This window comes from Janthinobacterium sp. 344, assembly GCF_900112025.1.
Lineage (GTDB): Bacteria > Pseudomonadota > Gammaproteobacteria > Burkholderiales > Burkholderiaceae_D > Janthinobacterium.
Genome location: NZ_FOKL01000007.1, coordinates 171,051 through 191,859, shown reverse-complemented (window position 1 = coordinate 191,859; position 20,809 = coordinate 171,051). Strand labels below are relative to the sequence as shown.

Genomic DNA, 20,809 nt, shown 5'->3' with positions numbered 1-20,809 from the left:
AACGATGACAATGCCTGCCGCACTCTTTATTTCCGACCTGCATCTGCAGAGCTCGCACCCGCGCACCAGCGCGGCGTTTCTGTCATTCCTGGAACACCATGCGCAATATGCGCAAGCGCTGTATCTATTAGGCGACCTGTTCGAATACTGGGCCGGCGACGATGACCTGGAAGACCCGTTCAATGCGCGCATGACGGCCGCCATCCGCGCCGTCAGCGATGCCGGCGTGCATGTCTACTGGATCGCCGGCAACCGCGACTTCCTCGTCGGCTCCGGCTTTGCCGCCGCCGCCGGCGCCACCCTGCTGAGCGAACCGCACGTGGCCACCATTGCCGGCCGGCGCATCGTCTTGCTGCATGGCGACGCCGAATGCACGAAAGACGTCAGCTACATGGAATTTCGCGCCATGGTGCGCCAGCCCGCCTGGCAAAAGCAGTTCCTGTCCATGCCGCTGGCGCAGCGCAAGGCCATCATCGACGGCTTGCGCCAGAGCAGCCGCGAACACAATGGCGAAAAATCGGTCGACATCATGGATGTCACGCCCGATGCCGTGGCGCAGGTATTTGCCGAGCATGCCAGCACCATCATGATCCACGGCCACACGCACCGCCCCGCCGTGCATCGAGTCGACGACACCTTGCGCTATGTCCTGCCGGACTGGGAATGCGATGTGACGCCGCCGGAACCGCCACGCGGCGGCTGGATCGCCATCGATGCGCGCGGCAACATCACGCGCCACGACCTCAACGGCGACATCATCGACTAGGCCTGCGCCGACCGGCGCGCGGGCGTTTGTCCGATAGCCGCGCCCGCCTGAATTTGCTGTAATGGCCGCATGTCCACGCCCTTGTCCACACCATTGGTCGGCACGGCCGGCTGGAGCATTTCCAGCGCCGCCGCCAGCCATTTCCCCTCCGAAGGCAGCCACCTGCAGCGCTATGCCCAGGTGCTGCCCTGCGTGGAAATCAACAGTTCCTTTTATCGCCCGCACCAGCCCGCCACGTATGCACGCTGGGCCGCCAGCGTGCCCGGGCATTTCCGCTTCAGCGTGAAACTGCCGCGCAGCATCACGCATGCGCTGCGCTTGCGCGATTGCGCGGCCGAGCTGGAGCGCTTTGCGGGCGAGGTCATGCAACTGGAACATAAATTGGGTTGCGTGCTGGTGCAACTGCCGCCCAGCCTGCGTTTTGAGGCGGACGTGGCCACGGCGTTTCTGTTGGCGCTGCGGCAACGCTTCGATGGCATGCTGGCGTGCGAAGCGCGCCATGCCAGCTGGTTTGATGCGCCAGCCACCGAGCTGTTGACCACACAGCGCATCACGCGCGTGCGCGCCGATCCGCCCGCCGGCCAGCCAGGGCCGCATGTGCCGACCACGCAAGAAACCTACCTCCGCCTGCATGGCAGCCCGACCATTTATTACTCGGATTATCCTGCCACCTTCCTCGACCAGCTGGCCAGCCAGCTGCGGCAGCCTGCGGCACCCGATAGCTGGTGCATCTTCGACAACACGGCGGCGGGCGCGGCGCTGTTCAATGCGCTGGACTTGCAGGAGCGGCTGGCTGGCACATAGCGGTTGATTTCTTCAGATTTAGTGTTATAGTTAACTACAACACCAAATCAATCAACCACCAAGGAGTTCCGATGCCTGCAGCAATCGCCCCGCGCCGCCCTCTTCCGCCCTTGTCCGAGCGCATCCCATGAGCGGCGAATGGAATGACAATAGCCCCATCTACCGCCAGCTCAAGGCCAAGGTGGTGGGCATGATGCTCGATGGCGTGCTGCAGCCTGGCGACGCCTTGCCCTCGGTGCGCCAGGTGGCCGCCGATTACCAGTTGAACCCCATCACCGTCTCGCGCGCCTACCAGGAACTGGTCGACGATGCGCTGGTGGAAAAACGCAGAGGACTCGGCATGTATGTACTCGATGGCGCCCGCGACAAATTGCTCGCCAGCGAACGCGAACGCTTCCTGCGCGAAGAATGGCCGGGCTTGCTGGAACACATCAACCGCCTGGGTCTGAACCTGGAGCAACTACTGCAGGCCAGCCACGACGCTGGCGCACACGGAGAAAGCGCATGAATGCATTGAACAAGGACAGCGTCATCAGCGCGCGCGGCTTGCGCAAGCGGTACGGCAAGCAGATGGCCGTCGATGGCATCAGCTTTGATATCGCGCCGGGACGCATCGTCGGCTTGATCGGCCCCAATGGCTCGGGCAAGACCACCACCCTGAAAGCCATCCTGGGCCTGACGGGCTGCGACGGCGAGCTTTCCGTGCTGGGGCGCGATCCGCGCACGCAGCGCGACGCGCTGATGGACGACGTGTGCTTCATCGCCGACGTGGCGATCTTGCCCGGCTGGCTGCGCGTGCGCGACGCCATCGATTTCATCGCCGGCGTGCATCCGCGCTTCGACCGCGACAAGGCCGAACGCTATCTGGCGCACACCAAACTGTCGCCGAAGATGAAGGTCAAGACCATGTCGAAAGGCATGATCGTACAACTGCACCTGGCGCTGGTGATGGCCATCGACGCCAAATTGCTGGTGCTGGACGAACCGACCCTGGGCCTGGATATCTTGTACCGCAAGCAGTTTTATCAAAACTTGCTGGAAGATTATTTCGATGAAAACAAGACCATCATCATCACCACGCACCAGATCGAGGAAGTGGAGCACATCCTCAGCGACCTGATGTTCATTCGCGACGGCAAGATCGTGCTGGCCTCGAGCATGGAAGACGTGGGCGAGCGCTATATCGAAGTGATGGTGGGGCCGCAGCATGTGAATCCGGCGCGTGCCCTGCAGCCGATCAGCGAACGCAGCGTATTCGGCAAGTCCGTCATGCTGTTCGATGGCGTTGCCCGCAGCCAGCTGGCCGCCCTGGGCGAAGTCCGCACGCCCACCCTGGCGGACCTGTTTGTCGCGACCATGAAAGGATCGTACCAATGAGCATGTCACCCGTGAACAAGATGCAATGGCTGATCCGGCGCGAATTATGGGAGCACAAGGGCATGCTGCTGTGGACACCGGCCCTGATCGGCATCGCCATGACCTTGCTGGGCGTGCTGATGACGGTGGCCACCATCGCCAAGACCAAGGTGCGCACGGCGCTGGTCGTGAATGGCCAGGAAGTGTCCTGGAGCGCCATTTTCAATACCCGCACCTTCAGTCCGCGGCGCGCGGAAATCATCGGCAATGTCGCCAATAACTACACCTACGCGGCGGCGCCGCTGTTCCTGGCGCTGGGCTTCTTCGTGTTTTTCTATTGCCTGAGCGCCCTGTATGACGAACGCCGCGACCGCAGCGTGCTGTTCTGGAAGTCGCTGCCCGTCTCGGATGCGCAAACGGTGCTGTCGAAAGCGGCCATCGCGCTGCTGGTCGCACCGCTGATCGTGGCGGCCGCCGCCAGCCTCACCTCACTGGCGCTGGTACTGATACTCAGCGGCGTGCTGGCGGCCAACGGCATCCACGTGTTTGCCGAGCTGGCCAGTTCACCGGGACTGTACCTGGGACCGCTGCGCGTGTTCGGCCTGTTGCCCGTGTATTGCCTGTGGGCCTTGCCGACGGTGGGCTGGCTGCTGATGGTGTCAAGCTGGGCCAAATCCAAAGTGTTCCTGTGGGCCGTCGGCGTGCCGCTGCTGGTCCTGATCCTGACGGTCTGGGTAGGCAAGCTGACACTGACGGAAGGCGATATCAACTGGATACAGATGAATGTCATCGGACGCGCCCTGCTGGGCACCATTCCCGGCAGCTGGTATTTGTTCGAACCGCAACTGCTGTCGCAGGTGCCAGCCCTGGCGCAAGAGTCGCAGCTGACGCGCTTCGACCTGTTCAGCAATTCCTGGTCCAGCCTGGCCTTGCCCGCCGCCTGGCTCGGCGCAGCGGCCGGGGCAGCCATGATCTACGCCGCCATCCGCCTGCGCCGCTGGCGCGAGGCAAGCTGACAGGCAAGGCTGGCAAGCAGCCAGGCGACGCCGCTCGCCAGCGCCCGCACAACGCCCCGTCCGACGGGGCGTTTTTCATGGCTCTGTCACTCTCTGACACTCTCTGTCACTGTTCAGCAGGGGAACAACCGGCATCTTCCTGTGGCTGGGCGGTCTGACTCCGCATGCGCATTGACAGGGAGGCGTGCATCAGCCACCAGGCCGTCGAGGTGCGTGCCGGCATCCGCGTGCGCGGCGCTGTCCACGTCCAGCAGGTGAATGCCGATCACGGCCGCTTGCGCGGCTGGCTGCTGCGCGTTCATGGTGTCGCCAGCCACCACTATCTGCCGAACTACCCGGGGTGGCGCTGGATACGCGATGCGCGGCGCATCCTCCCGCCGCAAGCCTTGCTCACAGCCTCGCTGGGAGACTTTCCACACTGGACGGTGACATAGCCCTTTCTTTTCCACGCCTCTTTTCACCCTGCGGAGATTAACTACATTTCTGATAGTTATTATCAGCAAACCCATCTCCCTATAAAGACTATTTAATCGATACCTTTTAATGAATGCAAAAATTACAAATAATTATTTCTATCGCATTGCATTACCAATCAAATTTAATAATCATCACACCAAAAAGCAACAACTAGCAATGTGATAGCGATACGGTTTTTGGATGAAAGCCGCCGAAATACCGGAACGCGATAGCAGATTCAGCAAAAAACGGGCATTGCGTGACAATCCGTGATTATTTCCCTGAGCAAACCTTGACAGAATAGTGGCATGGAAAGTGATCAAAATGAAATTGAATGTTTCAAAATTGAAACTACCATCAGAGTGAAGACCAGTCCGGCAGCGCTCACAATGCTGCCGCTTGAGAGGGCATATCGCCAAACAAGTCCGTTTATGACGCGGCAGCACGCCTATCAATGCCGCAACGGGAAACAAATACAAAAACAATATTTTTAATATTTTTTAAAAGCCGCTCTTTTGCACCAGCGTTTTTTCGTCAGATATGTTTTACTTGCCACTGCAGGCATACGCAGCACCCCAGATCAATCACGGCCCAAGCCACGCCGGAGAAACCATGGAAACGAAATCTATTTATTGATTTTTCAATACTTCAAAAAAATTGAACGAGCACATAACCTCTTCCGGAGATTTTTAAATGGCCACCACCCCAAATCCAGCACAAGTTCCCGTCAATGCCGAAGGCGCAGGCGTCAAACTGGCGACACCCGTTAAAAAAGCCGTCAATCCCAAGAATGGCGAGCGCAAGCAATATGACGATGACGAACTGGTGCAAACCACCGATGCCAACCAAGCCATGCCGCCTGAAAACGTCGTGGAAGTAACGGGCAGCGCCGATAGCGGCAATGCAGGCGCCCTGGGCGCGGCGGCCGCAGTGGCCGCTGCCGCGGCAGCGGCGGGCGGTGGCAGCGGTGCGGCGACGGGCCAGGCCGGTAACGGCGGTGCCGATCCCGGCGCGCCAGACAACGGCAACAACGGCGGCGCCGCCGGCGCTGCGGGCGCCGGTGCCGCAGGCATCCCCAGCGGCAGCGTCGTCGATATCGCCGGTGCCTCGGCCGGTACGGGCGCTGGTGCCGGTGCCGCGGGCGGATTCGGTGGACTCGGCGGACTCGGCGTGATCGGCGCCCTCGGCGGCATCGGCCTGGTTGCCGCGGCGGGCGGTGGCGGTGGCGGCGCGGCCGCCGGCGGCTCCGGCACGGGCGGCACAGGAGGAACAGGCACAGGCGGTACGGGCGGCACGGGCACCGGCGGCACGGGCGGCACGGGCACCGGCGGTACCGGCGGCACGGGTGGCACGGGAACGGGCGGGTCAACCGGCGGCCAGGGCACGGGTGGCACCGGCGGCACGGGCGGCACCGGAGGTACGGGTGGCACGGGCGGCACCGGGGGCACCGGCACCGATCCGACGCATCAATCGGTCACCATCACGGTCGATGACACCCTGGTAGCCGCCGCGGCCGCCGCATTGGCTGCCGCCAACAGCGCACTGGCTGACGATGCGGCCGCCGCCGCGGCCGCCGCCATCGCCGCCGCCGCCCAGGCGGCGGCCAACAGCGCCATTCAGGACGACCAGCTGGCCGCGCAAGCGGCGGCCGCCGCCGCTGCGGCCCTGGCCGCCGCGAATAGCGCCGCCAGCGACGATGCGCTGGCCGCCAGCACGGCGGCCGTCGTTCCCGGCGCCCAGGCAGCGGCCACTGCCGCCACGAATGACGACAATGCGGCCGCCGCCGCTGCCGCCACAGCCGCCGCCTCGCAGGCGGCCACGACTGCGGCGCAAAACGACGATGCGGCCGCAGCGGCCGCCGCCGCCAACGCCGCCGCCGCGCAAGCCGCTGACAATGCGGCGCAAACGCAAGCCGATCAAACCAATGCGCCAGCACTGCAACTGATCGCCGACGCGGCCGATGTCGCGTCCGCCGCCGCCAACGCGCAGGCGGCCCTGACCGATGCCGCCGCGCTGGGCGTCGTCTCGGCCAATGACGCCGCTGCCGCCGCCGCCGCCACGGCGCTGGCCAATGCGACGGACGCGGCCGCACTGGATCTGGCGGCGACCGCCGCCGCTAACGCTGCCGTCGCCGCCGGCATTCAGGCCAGCCTGACCGATGCCGCCGCCCTGACGCTCGTCGCGGATGCGGATGCCGCCGCGTCCGCCGCCGCGACCGAGCTGGCAGACGTCTCCGATGCCGCCGCACTGGCCGCCGCCGCGAACGCGGCCGCCACCGCAGCGGCCGATGCCGCCAATGCCGCCAATGCCACCGACGCCACGGCGCTGGGCATCGCCGCCAGCGTGGCTGCGAATGCCGCCATTGCCGCCAACACACAAGCCAACCTGACCGACGCCGTGGCCCTCAGCATGGCCGCTGACGCCGCCGCCGGTGTTGCCGGCTGGGATGCCTCGATCGCCAACGCCACCGACGCCGCCGCCTTGCAGGCGGCAGCCGATGCGGCCGCCACCAACGCCGCCAATGCGCAGACACAAGCGAACATGACGGATGCGCCGACCCTGGGCCTGATCGCCGACGCCGCCACCGCGGCATCGGACGCGGCGCAATTCCAGGCCGGCCTGACCGATGCGGCCGCCCTGCAAGTGATTTCCGACGCCGATGCGGCAGCGGCAGCGGCGGCGGCAGCGACAGCCGCCGCCACCGATGCCAGCGCGCTGGATGCGGCCGCCGCAGCCGCCGCCACCCTGGCGGCGAATGCCGCCATCAGCGCCAGCCTGTCCGACGCCGCCGCCCTGCAGATCAGCGCCGATGCGGCCGCCAGCACGTCCGCCGCTGCCGCCGCACAAGCGGCGCTCACCGATGCGGCTGCGCTGCAGCTGGTGTCCGACGCCGACGCCGCCGCCGCGCTGGCCGCGCAAAACACGGCCAACCAGACGGATGCATCCGCCCTGGCCGCCGCCGATGCGGCCGCCGCGACCGACGCCGCCAATGCCCAGGCAGTGGCCGACCAGACCGATGTCGTCGCCCTGCAGCAAGCGGCTGACCAGGCCGATGCCGATGCGGCCGCCGCCAATGCGCAAGCCTCCTTGCTGGACGTCAACGTCGCGCTCAACGCCTTCAATCTCGCCAGCCTCGCCGCCCTGGCCGCCAATGTGACGGCCGGCCAGACCAGCGTGGTCGACCTGACGGCCACCGTCAATGCCCTGCAGGTCGATGCGGACAATGCCGACCTCACCGCCAGCCTGACGGATGTCAGCGTCCTGCTGGGGATCTCCAGCGCCGATGCGCTGGTGGCGGCCGGCTTGCAAGTCACCGCCGACCTGACCGATGCCGGCGCGCTCGCCGCCACGGCCGCCTCTGCCGTCTCGGCGGCGGAGACGGCCGCCCTGCTCGGCGGGATCGATATCTCCGCGGTGAGTGCCGCTGCCGCCGCCCAGGCCGCCGCAACGGCAGCCGCCGCCACGGCGGCGCTGACCGATGCCGGTGCACTGGGCGTGATTTCCACGGCCGACGCCGCCGCTGCGGTGGCCGCCCAGACCGCCGTCAACTCGCTGACGGCCGCCAATACGCTGGCGCAAAATGCCCTGGCGGCGGCGCAGTTGCTCGCCAACCAGACCGATGCTGCGGCCCTGGGCCTCGTGTCGTCGGCCGCCGATGCCGCCGCCGCCGCCGCCGTCACGACGGCGGGCCAGACGGACGCCATCGCGCTCAGCCTCATTTCGAACGCCGATGCGCTGGCCGCCGCCTCGGCCGCCAGCCTGGCGGCGCTGACGGACGCCACGGCACTGGGCTTGGTCTCCACGGCCGACGCCAGCGCCGCCGCCGCCCTGCAGGCAACGGCCAACCTGACGGACGCCGCCGCCCTGGGCCTGATCGCGACAGCCGCCACGGCCGCCGCCAACACGGCCGCCAATGTTGCCAACCTGACCGATGCGGTCGCCCTGGGCACCGCATCGAGCGCCGCCACGGCAGCGGCCAACGCGGCCGCCTCCACCGCCGCGCTGACTGACGCCACGGCCCTGGGCCTGGTCGCCACGGCCGACGCGGCCACCGCCGCCACCTTGCAGGCGACGGCCAACCTGACGGACGCCGTCGCGCTGGGCCTGGTCTCGACGGCCGCCAACACGGCCGCCAGCGCCGCTGCCGCCGTGGCCAACCTGACCGATGCCGTGGCCCTGGGGACCGTCTCGACGGCCGCCACGGCCGCCGCCAACACGGCCGCCGCCACCGCCGCCCTGACCGACGCCGTGGCCCTGGGCTTGACGGCCACCGTCGATGCGGCCGCCGCCACGGCCGCGCAGACGACGGCCAACCTGACCGATGCCGTTGCGCTGGGACTGGTAGCGACAGCGAACGCCACGGCCGCCACGGCCGCCGCCACCCTGGCCGGCCTGACGGACGCCGTGCTGCTGGGCACCCAGCACACGCTGGACGTGACGGCCGCCACCGTGGCCGCCACCAAGGCCGCACTGACGGATGCGGCCGCGCTCACTACCATCGCCAACAACGACGCCGCCCATGCCGCCGCCTTGGCCGCCTATTCAGCGGCCCATCCGCTGGACCTGGTGGCGGCGCTGGCCTCGACGACGGCGGCCACCACGGCGGCCCTGTCACTGGCCGCCGCACAATCGGCGCAGGCCGACGACGCGGCCGCCGCTTCAACGGCCGCCACGGCGGCCGCGTCGCTGACGGCATTGAACAATGCGCTCGCCGCCGACAATGCCGCCACCGCCGCCGCCACCCTGGCACTGACCTCGCAAGCGGCCGCCACTGCGGCACAGCTGGACGATACGCTCGCGGCGACCGCCGCCGGCGTGGCGGCCACCTCGTTGGCCGCCGCACAGGCGGCGCAAGCGGCCGATGCGGCCGCCGCCTCCACCGCCGCGACGGCCGCCAGCGCCCTGGCCGCCTTGAATGCCGCACTGGCCGCCGACGCGAATGCGGCCAGCACGGCCGCCGCCGCCGTGCTGGCCAACGCGGCCACCGCCGGCGCCATCGCCGACGATGCCGCCGCAGCCGCGGCCGCCACCGTGGCCGCCGCCTCGCAAGCGGCGGCGCAAGCGGCGCAATTGGCCGATAACGCCGCCGCCAGCACCGCCGCCATCGCCGCCAACGCGCTGGCCGCGCTGAACCAGGCACTGGCCGACGATGCGGCCGCCGCCTCGGCTGCCCTGAATGCCACCAACGCAACGGCGGCCGCTGCCGCCGCCACGGCCGCCGACACGGCCGCCGCCGCAGCAGCCGCCATCGCCGCCATCTCGGCCGCCGCCACCCAGCACGCACAGGCCGATGATGCCGCCGCGGCGGCAGCAGCCCTCACGGCATCGATCTCGCTGGCGGCCACCCAGGCCGCGCAAGCGGCCGACGCGGCCGTGGGCACGACCGCCGCCGCAGCAGCCAGCGCCCTGGCCGCGCTGAACCAGGCACTGGCCGACGACAGCGCCGCCGCTGCGGCGAACACGGTGGCCAGCAATGCCCAAGCCGCCCTGACCAACGCCACGAACGTGCTGAACGCGGCAATCCTGACAGCCAATGCCTCGCTCGCCGCCACCACGGCTGCCCAGAACGACGACGCCACAGCCGCAAGCACGGCGGCAGCGGCGGCAGCCGCCCAACTCGTTGCCAACGCCGCGCTGTTGGCCGACGCCGCCCTGGCAGCCCTCGCCACGACAGCCAACAATGCCCTGGCCGCGGCCAGCGCCGCATTGGCCGCCGACGATGCCGCCACCAATGCCGCGCACACGGCGGCGCTCTCGGCAGCGGCCACGCTGGCGGCGCAACTGGCCGATACGGCAGCCATCAACGCCCATGCCGCGCTCAATGCGGCCATCGCCAACCTGAACGCGGCCGTGACGGCCGATACCAACGCCCTGGATGCCGACAATGACAAGACGCTGAAACTGAACCTGCTTATCAGCGCCCAGAATGCGTCAAATGATGCCGCCCAGGCCAATGCCAATGCGGCGGCGGCCCATGCGGCGCTGACAGCGGCGCAGGCCGATGATGCGGCAGCCGCCACGGCTGCCGCCAATGCGGCGGCGGCCCATGCGGCGGCCGTCGCGGCACAGAACGCCGATGCCGCCGCGGCAGCGGCGGTGGCGCAGGCGGCCATCTCGCTGGCCGCCACGCTCAATGCCCAGTCCGACGACGCCACGGCAGCGGCAGCGGCCACCGCCGCCGCCAATGCCCAGCTGGCGCTGAACGCGGCCCTCGCCGCCGATGCGAATGCCAGTGCCACCGCCGCGGCAGCCGCCGCCGCCCAGCTGGCCGCGCAAAATGCGCATGCCGACGATGCCGCCGCCGCAGCGGCGGCAGCGGCGGCCGCCATTTCCCTGGCAGCCACGCAAGCGGCGCAGGCCGACGACGCGGCCGCAGCGCTGGCCGCCACGAATGCCGCCAACGCCCAGGCCGGACATGACGCCGCCGTCGCCGACGACCAGGCGGCAGCCGACGCGGCAGCCGCCGCCTCGGTGGCGCAAGCGGCCGCCACGGCAGCCGCGGCGGCCGATGCCACGGCCGCGGCCAGCGCGGCGGCGGCAGCGGCCGCCCTGGCGGCGGCACAGGCGGCGCAAGCCGACGATCTGGCCGCCAACCAGGCAGCGGCCAACGCCACGGCCGCCGCCGGCGCGCACGCGGCAGCCATCGCCGCCGACGCCCTGGCCGTCAGCACGGCAACGGCGGCAGCCGCCGCGCAAGCCGCCGCCACGGCGGCGCAAAATGACGATAACGCCGCAGCGGCAGCGGCCGCCCAAGCCGCCATCTCGCTGGCGGCGGCACAAGCGGCACAGGCCGACGATGCGGCGGCAGCGGCTGCCACCCTGAACGCCAACAATGCGGCGGCAGCGGCGCTTGCCGCCCACGCGGCCGATGCCGCCGTGCCGCTGGCCCAGGCACAGGCGGCCGCTTCGCTGCTGGCCCTGCAGGCGGCGCAAGCGGACGATGCGGCTGCGGCCAGCGCGGCGGCGGCGGCGGCGCAGGCGCACGCCAACGCGAATGCCGCCCAGGCAGATGACGCGGCAGCGGCCCAGGCGCATGCGAATGCGCAGGCGGCCGATGCGGCCCTGGCGCAAGCCAATGCCCAGGCCGCGCTGACCGATGCCAATGCACTGGCAGCGGTGTCGAACGCGGACGCCGCCCACGCCGCCGCCGTGCAAGCCATCGCCGACCAGACCGATGCCGTGGCACTCACCCAGGCTGCCGATGCGGCCGCCGCGGCAGCGCTGGCAGCGTCGCAAACGGCCGCCCTGACGGACGCCAACGCCCTGCACCTGGCGGCCGATGCGGCAGCGGCCGCCGCGGCCCAGGCACAGGCCCAGGCGGACTTGACGGATGCCGCCTCGCTGACGGCAACGGCGAACGCCGATGCGGCGGCGGCAGCGGCGGCCCAGGCCCAGGCCGACCTGACGGACGCGAGCCAGCTGTTCGTGCTGAGCCAGAATGCCCTGCACAATCCGCTGACGGTGGCCGACTTCCATACCGGCCTGCCGGCCGCCGGCGGCGACGTGATCGACATGTCGGCCATCGCCCACCTGACGGCATCGGTGGCGGTGGGCGTCACCCTCGGCACGGACTTTGGCGCCGACAACCTGTTCATCTTCGACAGCACGGCCGTGTCGATCCACGATGCCGCCAATGCCATCGCGGCCGACAACAGCGTGCTGTCGGGACAGGGCTACATCGTCATCGCCGATGCGCAAAACAGCGGCGCCGTGACGGTCTATCACTCGAGTGACCTGAGCAACGCCAACGCCATCGACACGGCGCTGGTGCTGCTGAGCGGCGTGAACATCACGCAGCTGACGGCGGCGAACTTCCATGTCTGAGGCGCTGAGCATGGAACAGTAAGCGGCATGGCCACAGGGGCGCGCACGCCATCGCGCCGCGCCCCTGCGGTTCCAGCGACACCCACGAAGACCTTCAGGCCGCGTGGCCGGAAAAACACGGGATGAGATTACGCAGTTATCCAGTATCGCAAGCTGCCCGGCGCTCCTGGCCCGGCATCCTGCCCTGCCTCGCGGCCGTACTGGCGGCCGTGGCCATGGCAAGCGTGACCCCAATTGCCGGCGCCCAGAGCGCCACCGCCTGGAGCTTCGACCAGGTCTTGCAGCAGGCGCTGCAAAGCCATCCCACCATCGCCGGCAAGCGCTCGGCGCAAGCGGCCGCGCGGGCCGACCTCGATGGCGCGCAATGGCAGCGCTTCCCCAGCCTGTCGGCGGAAGTCCCCACCGGTTCGCAGGAAACAGGCGGCGTGGTGCGCATCGACCAGCCCCTGTGGAGCGGCGGGCGCATCGACGCCGGCATCGACGCGGCGGGCAGCCGGCTCGACGCGGCCGGCGCGGCCATCGAGGAAGAACGCCTGAACCTGTCCTTGCGCGTCATCGCCGCCTACACGGAAGCGCTGCGCCAGGCGGCCCGCGCGCGCTCTGCCGAAGAGGGCCTGGCCGAACACCAGCGCCTGCTGCAGATGATCCAGCGCCGCGTGCTGCAGTCGGTCAGCTCGCAAACGGACCAGCGCCTGGCCGAATCGCGCGCCTACCAGGCGGCCAACGACGTGTCGAATGCGCGCCAGGCCCTGGAGAACGCGCTGGCGCAGCTGTCGCAGCTGGCCGGCAAGCCCGTGCGGCTGGTCAGCAACACCGGCATCGGCGTGGGCGAACCGCTGCCCGACGCCAGCCTGGAGCGCGTCATGCCCCTGGCCATCGCCTACTCCCCCACCCTGCAGCGCCTCGATTTCGAGGCGCAGGCGGCCGACTCCGACATCACGCTGCAGCGTTCGGCCTACATGCCGAAGGTGCTGCTGCGCGTGGAAAAACCCACGGGCGGCATCAACGCCGACAACCGCACGCGCGCCATGCTGGTGCTGCAGGCGCAGCCGGGCGCCGGCCTGTCCGCCAAGGCTGGCGTGGATGCGGCCGTCGCCAAGCGCGAAGGCGCGCGCGCCGCGCACGACGCGGCCGAACGCGAGGTGCGCGAGCGTTTCACCCTGGACTGGAACGAGGCCGAGGCGAGCCGCCAGCGCCTGGGCAACGCGGGCGAGGCCAGCACCACCTCGACGCAGGTGTTCGAATCGTATGCGCGCCAGTACGTCATCGGGCGCAAGAGCTGGAACGATGTGCTCAACGCCGTGCGCGAAGCCACCCAGGCGCAATTCACGCTGGAAGACACGCGCGCGCAAGCCATCGCCGCCAGCCTGCGCCTGGCCGCGCAGACGGGCACCCTGGCCGGGCGCACGGCGCCCGCTTCACCGATGCGCGCACATTGAGCGCCACAGAATAGCGACAGGAGAGAGCATGGATACCTCCATCAAACACGGCTTGCTGACCCTTATCGACCGCGCCGCGCGGCTGACGGGCCAGCACCTGGCTGGCGCCCGCCTGGCCGATTTGCAGCGCCAGCTGGAAGACATCGACGACAACGGCGCGCCCGTCAGCGTCCTCACCACGGTGTGGCAGGCGGCCGGGCTGGAAGGCACGGCGCGCCCGCTGCACGAACCGACGCCGGGCGAATTGCCGTTCGCCGTCTACAGCGCCAGCACGGGCTGGGGCTTGCTGCAGTCGCGCGGCGCGGACGGTGCCTGGCGCGGCGAAGGCATCGATGGGCGCGCCCTGCAACTGGCCTCGCTGGCCGGCCTGGCCTGCGTGGGACTGCCGCGCCGCCCCGAAAAGAGCGCGGCGCGCCCCGGCGCCCTGGGCCTGGTGCGCGACGCGCTGTGGCTGAAGAAAAGCGTGTTTGTCGACGCCGTGCTGGCCACCGCCCTGGTGACGCTGCTGACCATGGCCACCTCGCTGTTTTCCATGCAGGTGTACGACCGCGTGATTCCCAACCAGAGCTTCAGCACCTTGTGGGTGCTGGTGGTGGGCGTGGCCCTGTCGATCGGCCTGGAATTCATCCTCAAGCAGGTGCGCAGCCGCATCGTCGACCACTCGTGCAACGATGTCGACCATGAACTGTCCGAATGGTTTTTCCAGCGCATGCTGGGCATCCGCATGGAAGCGCGTCCCGCCTCCGTCGGCACCCTGGCGGCGCAGGTGAAAGGCTTTGAAATGGTGCGCGGCGTGCTCACCTCGACGTCCCTGTTCGTGCTGACGGACGTGCCCTTCGCGCTGATCTTCCTGGCCATGATCACCATCATCGGCGGCTGGCTGGTGGTGGTGCCGCTGGTGGCCCTGCCGCTGGCCCTGGTGTGCGGACTGATGTTCCAGCGCGCCATCCAGGCGCACACGCGCAAGAACCTCAATGCCAGCAACCGCAAGGCGGGCTTGCTGGTCGAAGCCGTCGATGGCGTGGAAACCCTCAAGGGCAGCAGCGCCGAATGGATGATGCAGGCGCGCTGGGCCGAGCTGGTGGCCGAGACCAGCCACGCGGAACAGAATATCCGCGACTACGCGGCCCTGTCGCAGAACATCACGGCCGCCTTCCAGCAGCTGACCAACGTGGCGCTGATCTCCATGGGCGCCTGGTTCGTGGCGGAAAACCAGATGACCATGGGCGCCCTGATGGCCTGCACCATCATCAGCAACCGCGCCCTGATGCCCATCGTGCAGCTGCCCGCCGTGATGGTGCAGTGGGCGCATGCGCGCGCCTCGATCGACGGCCTGGAACAAGTCATCAGCCTGCCCAACGAGGCCGATAACGCCCAGTTCGCGCTGACGCCGCGCAGCCTCGATACGGGCCTGCGCTTCGAACGCATCCGCTTTACGTATGGCGGCGCGCAGAAAGTGGCGCTGGAAGTGGAAAACCTCGCCTTCCGGCCCGGCGAACGGGTGGGCCTGGTGGGCGCCATCGGCTCGGGCAAGAGCACCCTGCTGAAACTGGCGTCGGGCCTGTACCAGCCGGCCGAGGGCAAGGTGTACCTGGGCGACGTCGACGTGGCCCTGCTGGCGCCGCCCGTGGTGCGCGAAATGGTCGGCTACCTGCCGCAGGAAACGCGGCTGTTCAGCGGCAGCCTGCGCGACAACCTGCTGCTGGGCCTGGCCGATCCGGGCGAGGAAGCGATCCTCGCGGCGGCCAAACGCACGGGCCTGATCGAGCTGATACTGGGCCAGCCGCGGGGACTGGCGCTGGCCATCACCGAGGGCGGACGCGGTGTCTCGGGCGGCCAGCGCCAGCTGATCGCCGTCACGCGCCTGCTGCTGGCCAAGCCGCGCATCTGGCTGCTCGATGAACCGACGGGCGCCATGGATGCGAAGACGGAGTCGCGCATCGTGGCTCTCTTGGGCGAACTGGCGGCCGAAGGCGTGACCATGGTCGCCACCACGCACAAGAACGCCCTGCTGCCCCTGCTCGACCGCCTGGTGGTGCTGCAGGCGGGCCGCGTGCTGCTCGACGGACCGCGCGATGCCGTGCTGGCCAAGCTGTCGGGCAAGCCGCAGGCCGTGCCGACACCGGTCCCGGCACCGCAGCCGGCCTCCGCGCCCGTGGCGCAGGGAGCCGTCGCATGAAGCTCGCCAAAGTCGAAGCGAAAGAGGAAGCGAAACGGGGCCGGGTGCTGATCTGGAGCTGCACGGCGGCGCTGGCGGGCGTCATCGCCTGGGCCTCGTGGGCGGAGCTGGACCAGGTGACGCGCGCCAATGGCCAGGTGATCGCCAGTTCGCGCAACCAGATCATCCAGGTGGCCGACGGCGGCGTGCTCAGCGAGTTGCGCGTGCATGAAGGCAGCGTCGTGAAAAAAGGCGAACTGCTGGCGCGCTTCGACCGCACGCGCGCCGAAACGAGCTACCTGGAAAGCACGGCCAAGGCGGCGGGCTTGAAGGCGACCGTGGCGCGCCTGCAGGCGGAGGTGTTTGGCGGCACGCCGACATTCCCGCCCGAACTGCAGGCCTTTCCCGAGTTCCGCGCCAACCAGATGACGCTGTTCACCAAGCGCCAGGGCGCCGTGCAGGCGGAAGTGGGCGCGCTGGACAGCGCCATGAAGCTGATCAAGGAAGAGCTGGAAATGAATTTGCCGCTGCTGGAGACGGGCGATGTGAGCCGCGCCGAGGTGCTGAAACTGCGCCGGCAAGTGGTCGACATCCAGGCGCAGATCACGAACCGGCGCAACAAATACCTGCAGGACAGCCAGACGGACCTGGTGAAAGCCCAGGAAGACCTGGCCGGCGTGCTGCAGACGGTGACGCAGCGCAAGGAGCAGCTCGGTTCGACGGACATCTACGCGCCCACGGACGGCATCGTGCGCAACGTGCGCCTCACCACCCTGGGCGGCGTGGCCAAGCCGGGCGAGGAAATCCTGCAGATCGTGCCCACGGACGATGACCTGATCATCGAGGCGAAAGTCAAACCGGCCGACATCGCCTTCATCAAGCCGGGCCTGCCCACGGCCGTGAAACTGGACGCCTACGACTACGGCATCTACGGCCGCCTGCGCGGCACGGTCAGCTACATCAGCGCCGACACCTTAAGTGAAGACAACAAGGGCAACGAACAGCCGTACTACCGCGTGCAGATCAAGACCAGCGGACGCAACCTGGTTGGCAAGAACGGCGAGCCGATCCTGATCCAGCCCGGCATGACGGCCACCGTGGAAATCAACACGGGGCGCAAGACGGTCTTGCGCTATCTGACGAAACCGATCACCAAGACATTTTCGGAGTCGCTGGGGGAGCGGTGACGGCGCGTCGTCCCCGGCGAGCGCCATGCGGTGAAAACGGCGGCGCCTGGCGTGCGCGGCCGGCTTGGGCGCAGGCGGCATGCGCGCCCCGTCCGTACCGCCTTGATGCGTGCGCCCCCTGGCCTCGACAAACTGCCACGCCGCCGCCGGCGCATCGACATCATGATGCATTTCAGCGGGCAGCGTGCCCAGCAGCGCACTGCGTCACGCCCGGCGGGTGATCCGCCGGCCCCAGCTTGATACTTGCAGTCAACAAAGATGGGCTACACTTGTCCTGGAGAGCGCTAAAATAGCGCCCCTCTGTTCAATCTGCTAATCCGGGCAATCTCACGCCCCTCCTGACGCATGGCACTCGATCCTTCCACCATCCTCATCCTCACGACCGCCCTGGCGGCCGCCGCCGCGCTGTACCTGGCAGTGGAATGGCGCAGCGTGCGCGAGCAATCGCTGCTGCTCTGGAGCGCAGGGTTTGCCGTCATCACCGTCGGCTGCGTGCTGGCCCTGCTGCGCAGCAGCGGCTTTTTACTGATCGGAATCTGGTTTGCCAATGGCTTGCTGATCGGCGCGCACTGGCTGTTCCTGGCAGGCGTCGCCAGATTCACGGACATGCGATTGTCGCGCGCGTGGACTCTGCTTGCCCTCGTCTGGCTGGCCATGCTGCTGCTGCCGGGCGGCCCCTGGTGGTCCAAGCTAATGTTCGTCACGCAATCATTGCTCATCGGCGGCATCAGCCTGCACGCCAGCTTCCTGCTGCGCCCGCATGGCGTTTCCCTCAGCGTGGGCGCCGTGCAGCTACGCTATGTCCTGCTGCTGCATGGCCTCTTCTACTGCGCCAAGGCCGCCTCCATCGTTGCACTCGATACCTTCGTCGACCTGGCCTCCTTCCGTGGCGAAGTGATCCAGATTTCACTGGTGGAAGGCGCCATGGCGATCATGCTGATTGCCTTGTCCATGACGGGCACGGAACGCCACCGCCGCGAGGAACGCATCGAGCAGCTGGCCGCGCGCGATCCGCTCACCGCCCTGTACAACCGCCGCGCCCTGGAGCAGCGCGCCCCCGGGCTCCTGGAACAGGCCTCGCCGCACAACCCCGGCGCCCTGCTGCTGATCGATATCGACAACTTCAAGCAGGTCAATGACTTGCACGGCCACAGCGCCGGCGACAAACTGCTGGTGGCCCTCAGCGAAATGATCTGCAATACGCTGCCGCAGGGCGCCGTCGCCGCCAGGCTGGGTGGGGATGAATTCGTGATTTTGCTGCGCGGCGCCAGCAGCGAAAGCGTGGTGACGCTGGGTAATGCCTTGCGCGGCATGTTCGGCCAGATGGCGCAACAGGCGTTTGCCACGCCCAAGGCGGTGACGCTGAGCGTGGGCGGCACGCTGTTCGAACGGCCACCGGCCAGTTTATCCGCGCTGCTCGAACTGGGCGACGCCGCCTTGTACGCATCCAAGCGCGAGGGCCGCAACAGCGTGCGGATGGTGCGGGGCGCCTGATGTTTGCCGGTCCCGCGAAATCATGGGGACACTTGCACAAGAACTGGCGCAGTCACTGGCCGCCATGCACCAGCCGCGCATACAGCTCGGCCACTCTGTCGGCCGAGATGCCCTCGCGCTGCTCCACGGCCAGCGGGTGGTCCGTCGGCTCGAGCTCGATGGATGGACGCAGGCCGTCGTCGCGCAGGTGCACGCGGGTTTTCAGGTTCAGGGTGTCGGGATAGGCAGGCAGACGCGTGCTGAGCCAGCCGAAGAAGGGGCCGATGTGGGCCCGTTTGGCATCGTGGAAGCAGGCATCCCAGGCGTCGAAGCTGTCGCCGCCCAGGGATACCCACACGCCCCAGCTGAACGGCTCAGCCGCGCCATGCACGGGGATGTCGATGGTGGCGCGCACGAAGCAGTATTCTTCGTCGACGATGCAGGCATCGCTGTCGTGCTGGCAGCGCGCCGCCTGTTCGGCCGGCGTCATCTGTTCATACAGCCACGGCGCATCGGCGCCGAAGCTGGGCATGCCCGTGTGGGTTTCGCCGCAGCTACGGCACAGGAAGGAAAATGTCACGCGCGAAGGACGCCTTACTCGAATTGCCTGCGGAACGCCTCGAACTGCGCCGCCAGGCCGTCGAAATCGCTGCGCAATTGCAGCACTTCCTGTTCCAGCTGGGCCACCCGGCTGCCCTGCTGCGGCGCGCTGACGGCACCAGCGTAACCTGCCGCCGTCTCGCTCTGCGCCAGCGCTTCCTCGCCGCCCAGCAAGTGGCCGTAACGCGGTTCCTTGGCGCCGGGCGCGACGGCCAGCTTGGCCACCAGCGGCGGATATTTGTCGATCAGAAATTGCAGGCCCGCTTCCACTTCCGCCACGGACTTGAAGTCATGCACCCTGCCGCTGCGGCTGCGGATTTCGCCCGCCGTCTGCAGGCCGCGCAGCATCAGGATCGTCAGGATGGCCAGCTTGTCCTGCTCGAGCGACCATTTGATGCGCATGCGGTGCTCGTACTTGGCGACCCGCGCGCCCGCCTGCGTGATGCCGTTGACGAACTTGCGCTGCATCAGTCGCTGCAGCACGTCGTACACGGTTTCCTCGGAGAGGGCCATGACGGGGTCGCGGCTGGAGAGCTGGTTGCAGCCGTTCGTCAGGGCGTTCAGGGAGAGCGGATAGCTGTCCGGCGTCAGCGCTTCCTTTTCGGCCAGCACGGCCAGCACGCGGATCTCGAAGGGGTCGAGCAGATTGGGATTGTCGCTGCTTTTATCAGCTGCCGTCACATCAGTATTCATGCATAAATCCTTAATCGACCAGTTTGTTCATTTGCTCGGAATCAAATTTATCACATTCAGGCACGGCCTGGCAGCAAATGCCCGCCGCCTTCAGGGTGGCGAGGATGGTTTCGATGCGCTGCTCCTGCGCCACGGCGTGCGTGATCAGGCCCTGCAGGGCCTTCGACAGGGGATCGTCGCCGTTCGGCGTGACGCCATACGCGGCGAACAGATGCGCGGTGCTGCCTTCGCGCAGGGCGTTGACATCCTTTTGCACGATGTGCGCGGGGTTGCCCACGGCCGTGCCGCCAGCCGGCACGGGTTTGAGCAGCACCGCGTTCGAGCCCACCTTGGCGTACTCGCCCACCGTGAAGTTGCCCAGCACCTGCGCGCCGGCGCCGACGATGACGCCGCGCTCCAGCGTGGGATGGCGTTTACTGCCGCTGTGCAGCGAGGTGCCGCCCAACGTGACCCCCTGGTAGATGGTGCAGTCGTCGCCGACGACGGCCGTCTCGCCGATCACCACGCCGAAGCCGTGGTCGATGAAGACGCGGCGGCCGATGGTGGCGCCCGGGTGGATCTCGATGCCCGTGATGATGCGGCCGATATATGAAATGAAGCGCCCTACCCACTTCATGCGCCGCGTCCAGCACCAGTGCGCCCAGCCGTGCATGACGATGGCGTGCAAGCCCGGATAACAGGTCAGCACCTCCCAGCCGTTGCGGGCGGCGGGGTCACGTTCGATGATGCTGTTGATGTCTTCGCGCAAGTGGTGGAACATAAGACGGATTTCTGAATAGGTAAGAGACAAGACGCAAATGGTAGCGTATTCGGTGGCATGCTGCCGGAGAGGCAGATAAACAAGCGCCGCCTCGAGGGCGGCGGCTGATCAAGGACACTCAACCCAACGGTGAAAGTGCCGGGGTCGTACCCTGAGGGTACGACCCCAGGATTTGCTTTTGGGGTAACACTAGATCAAGCAAACGGCACGCCAAGTACCTGCCCGCTTATTTTCAAAACGTTCAGGGCAAGGCGCATTGCCGAAGACAGTACGGATA

The 20,809-nt window shown here is 67.9% G+C and carries 14 protein-coding genes and 1 pseudogene; 12 read left to right on the top strand and 3 right to left on the bottom strand.

Annotated features, from left to right (window positions below; genetic code table 11):
- Positions 1 to 10: 10 nt before the first annotated feature.
- The 12 genes and pseudogenes from BM193_RS19300 to BM193_RS19250 all read left to right on the top strand — a co-directional run bounded on the left by BM193_RS19300 (position 11) and on the right by BM193_RS19250 (position 18,500).
- Entirely contained in the window at positions 11 to 766 is a 756-nt protein-coding gene (locus BM193_RS19300; RefSeq protein WP_092799597.1) for a UDP-2,3-diacylglucosamine diphosphatase, read from the top strand.
- Positions 767 to 835: 69 nt separating this feature from the next.
- Positions 836 to 1,570 carry a DUF72 domain-containing protein gene (locus BM193_RS19295; protein WP_092799599.1) on the top strand — a complete coding sequence of 245 codons (735 nt, stop codon included), beginning with the start codon at positions 836 to 838 and terminating at the stop codon, positions 1,568 to 1,570.
- A 127-nt stretch (positions 1,571 to 1,697) separates the two neighbouring features.
- A complete protein-coding gene (locus BM193_RS19290) occupies positions 1,698 to 2,078 on the top strand; it encodes a GntR family transcriptional regulator (RefSeq protein WP_092799601.1) in 381 nt (126 codons plus the stop codon).
- On the top strand, positions 2,075 to 2,947 hold the full coding sequence (locus tag BM193_RS19285) for an ABC transporter ATP-binding protein (protein ID WP_092799603.1): 873 nt from the start codon (positions 2,075 to 2,077) through the stop codon (positions 2,945 to 2,947). The genes BM193_RS19290 and BM193_RS19285 overlap by 4 nt, the downstream gene beginning before the upstream one ends.
- The gene (locus BM193_RS19280; protein ID WP_092799605.1) at positions 2,944 to 3,942 is read left to right on the top strand and encodes a hypothetical protein; all 999 of its coding nucleotides are present in this window, start codon (positions 2,944 to 2,946) and stop codon (positions 3,940 to 3,942) included. The genes BM193_RS19285 and BM193_RS19280 overlap by 4 nt, the downstream gene beginning before the upstream one ends.
- Positions 3,943 to 4,130: 188 nt before the next feature.
- Positions 4,131 to 4,376 (top strand): annotated as a pseudogene (locus BM193_RS19275) (IS1595 family transposase); the annotation flags it as partial.
- Between the two features lie 330 nt (positions 4,377 to 4,706).
- Positions 4,707 to 4,892, top strand: coding sequence for a hypothetical protein (locus BM193_RS28470; RefSeq protein ID WP_139176215.1), 186 nt, complete (start codon positions 4,707 to 4,709; stop codon positions 4,890 to 4,892).
- A 199-nt stretch (positions 4,893 to 5,091) separates the two neighbouring features.
- Positions 5,092 to 12,222 carry a hypothetical protein gene (locus BM193_RS28815; protein ID WP_092799609.1) on the top strand — a complete coding sequence of 2,377 codons (7,131 nt, stop codon included), beginning with the start codon at positions 5,092 to 5,094 and terminating at the stop codon, positions 12,220 to 12,222.
- A 122-nt stretch (positions 12,223 to 12,344) separates the two neighbouring features.
- On the top strand, positions 12,345 to 13,661 hold the full coding sequence (locus tag BM193_RS19265) for a TolC family protein (protein WP_092799611.1): 1,317 nt from the start codon (positions 12,345 to 12,347) through the stop codon (positions 13,659 to 13,661).
- Between the two features lie 28 nt (positions 13,662 to 13,689).
- Positions 13,690 to 15,840 (top strand): ATP-binding cassette domain-containing protein, encoded by a 2,151-nt coding sequence (locus BM193_RS19260; protein ID WP_217638497.1) that lies wholly within the window; start codon positions 13,690 to 13,692, stop codon positions 15,838 to 15,840.
- Positions 15,837 to 17,006: an HlyD family type I secretion periplasmic adaptor subunit gene (locus BM193_RS19255; RefSeq protein WP_092799613.1), complete on the top strand. Its 1,170-nt coding sequence runs from the start codon at positions 15,837 to 15,839 to the stop codon at positions 17,004 to 17,006. The genes BM193_RS19260 and BM193_RS19255 overlap by 4 nt, the downstream gene beginning before the upstream one ends.
- Positions 17,007 to 17,351: 345 nt before the next feature.
- On the top strand, positions 17,352 to 18,500 hold the full coding sequence (locus BM193_RS19250; protein WP_092799615.1) for a GGDEF domain-containing protein: 1,149 nt from the start codon (positions 17,352 to 17,354) through the stop codon (positions 18,498 to 18,500).
- Positions 18,501 to 18,552: 52 nt separating this feature from the next.
- On the opposite strand, the gene BM193_RS19245 is transcribed toward BM193_RS19250, so the two are convergent.
- The 3 genes from BM193_RS19245 to cysE are packed head-to-tail and all read right to left on the bottom strand — an operon-like array spanning position 18,553 to position 20,532.
- Complete coding sequence (locus BM193_RS19245) at positions 18,553 to 19,059, bottom strand: DUF2199 domain-containing protein (protein WP_092799617.1); 507 nt, start codon at positions 19,057 to 19,059, stop codon at positions 18,553 to 18,555.
- 14 nt (positions 19,060 to 19,073) lie between these two features.
- A complete protein-coding gene (locus tag BM193_RS19240) occupies positions 19,074 to 19,772 on the bottom strand; it encodes a YceH family protein (RefSeq protein WP_092799619.1) in 699 nt (232 codons plus the stop codon).
- Between the two features lie 10 nt (positions 19,773 to 19,782).
- Positions 19,783 to 20,532, bottom strand: coding sequence for a serine O-acetyltransferase (gene cysE, locus BM193_RS19235; RefSeq protein WP_092799621.1), 750 nt, complete (start codon positions 20,530 to 20,532; stop codon positions 19,783 to 19,785).
- Positions 20,533 to 20,809 lie beyond the last annotated feature (277 nt).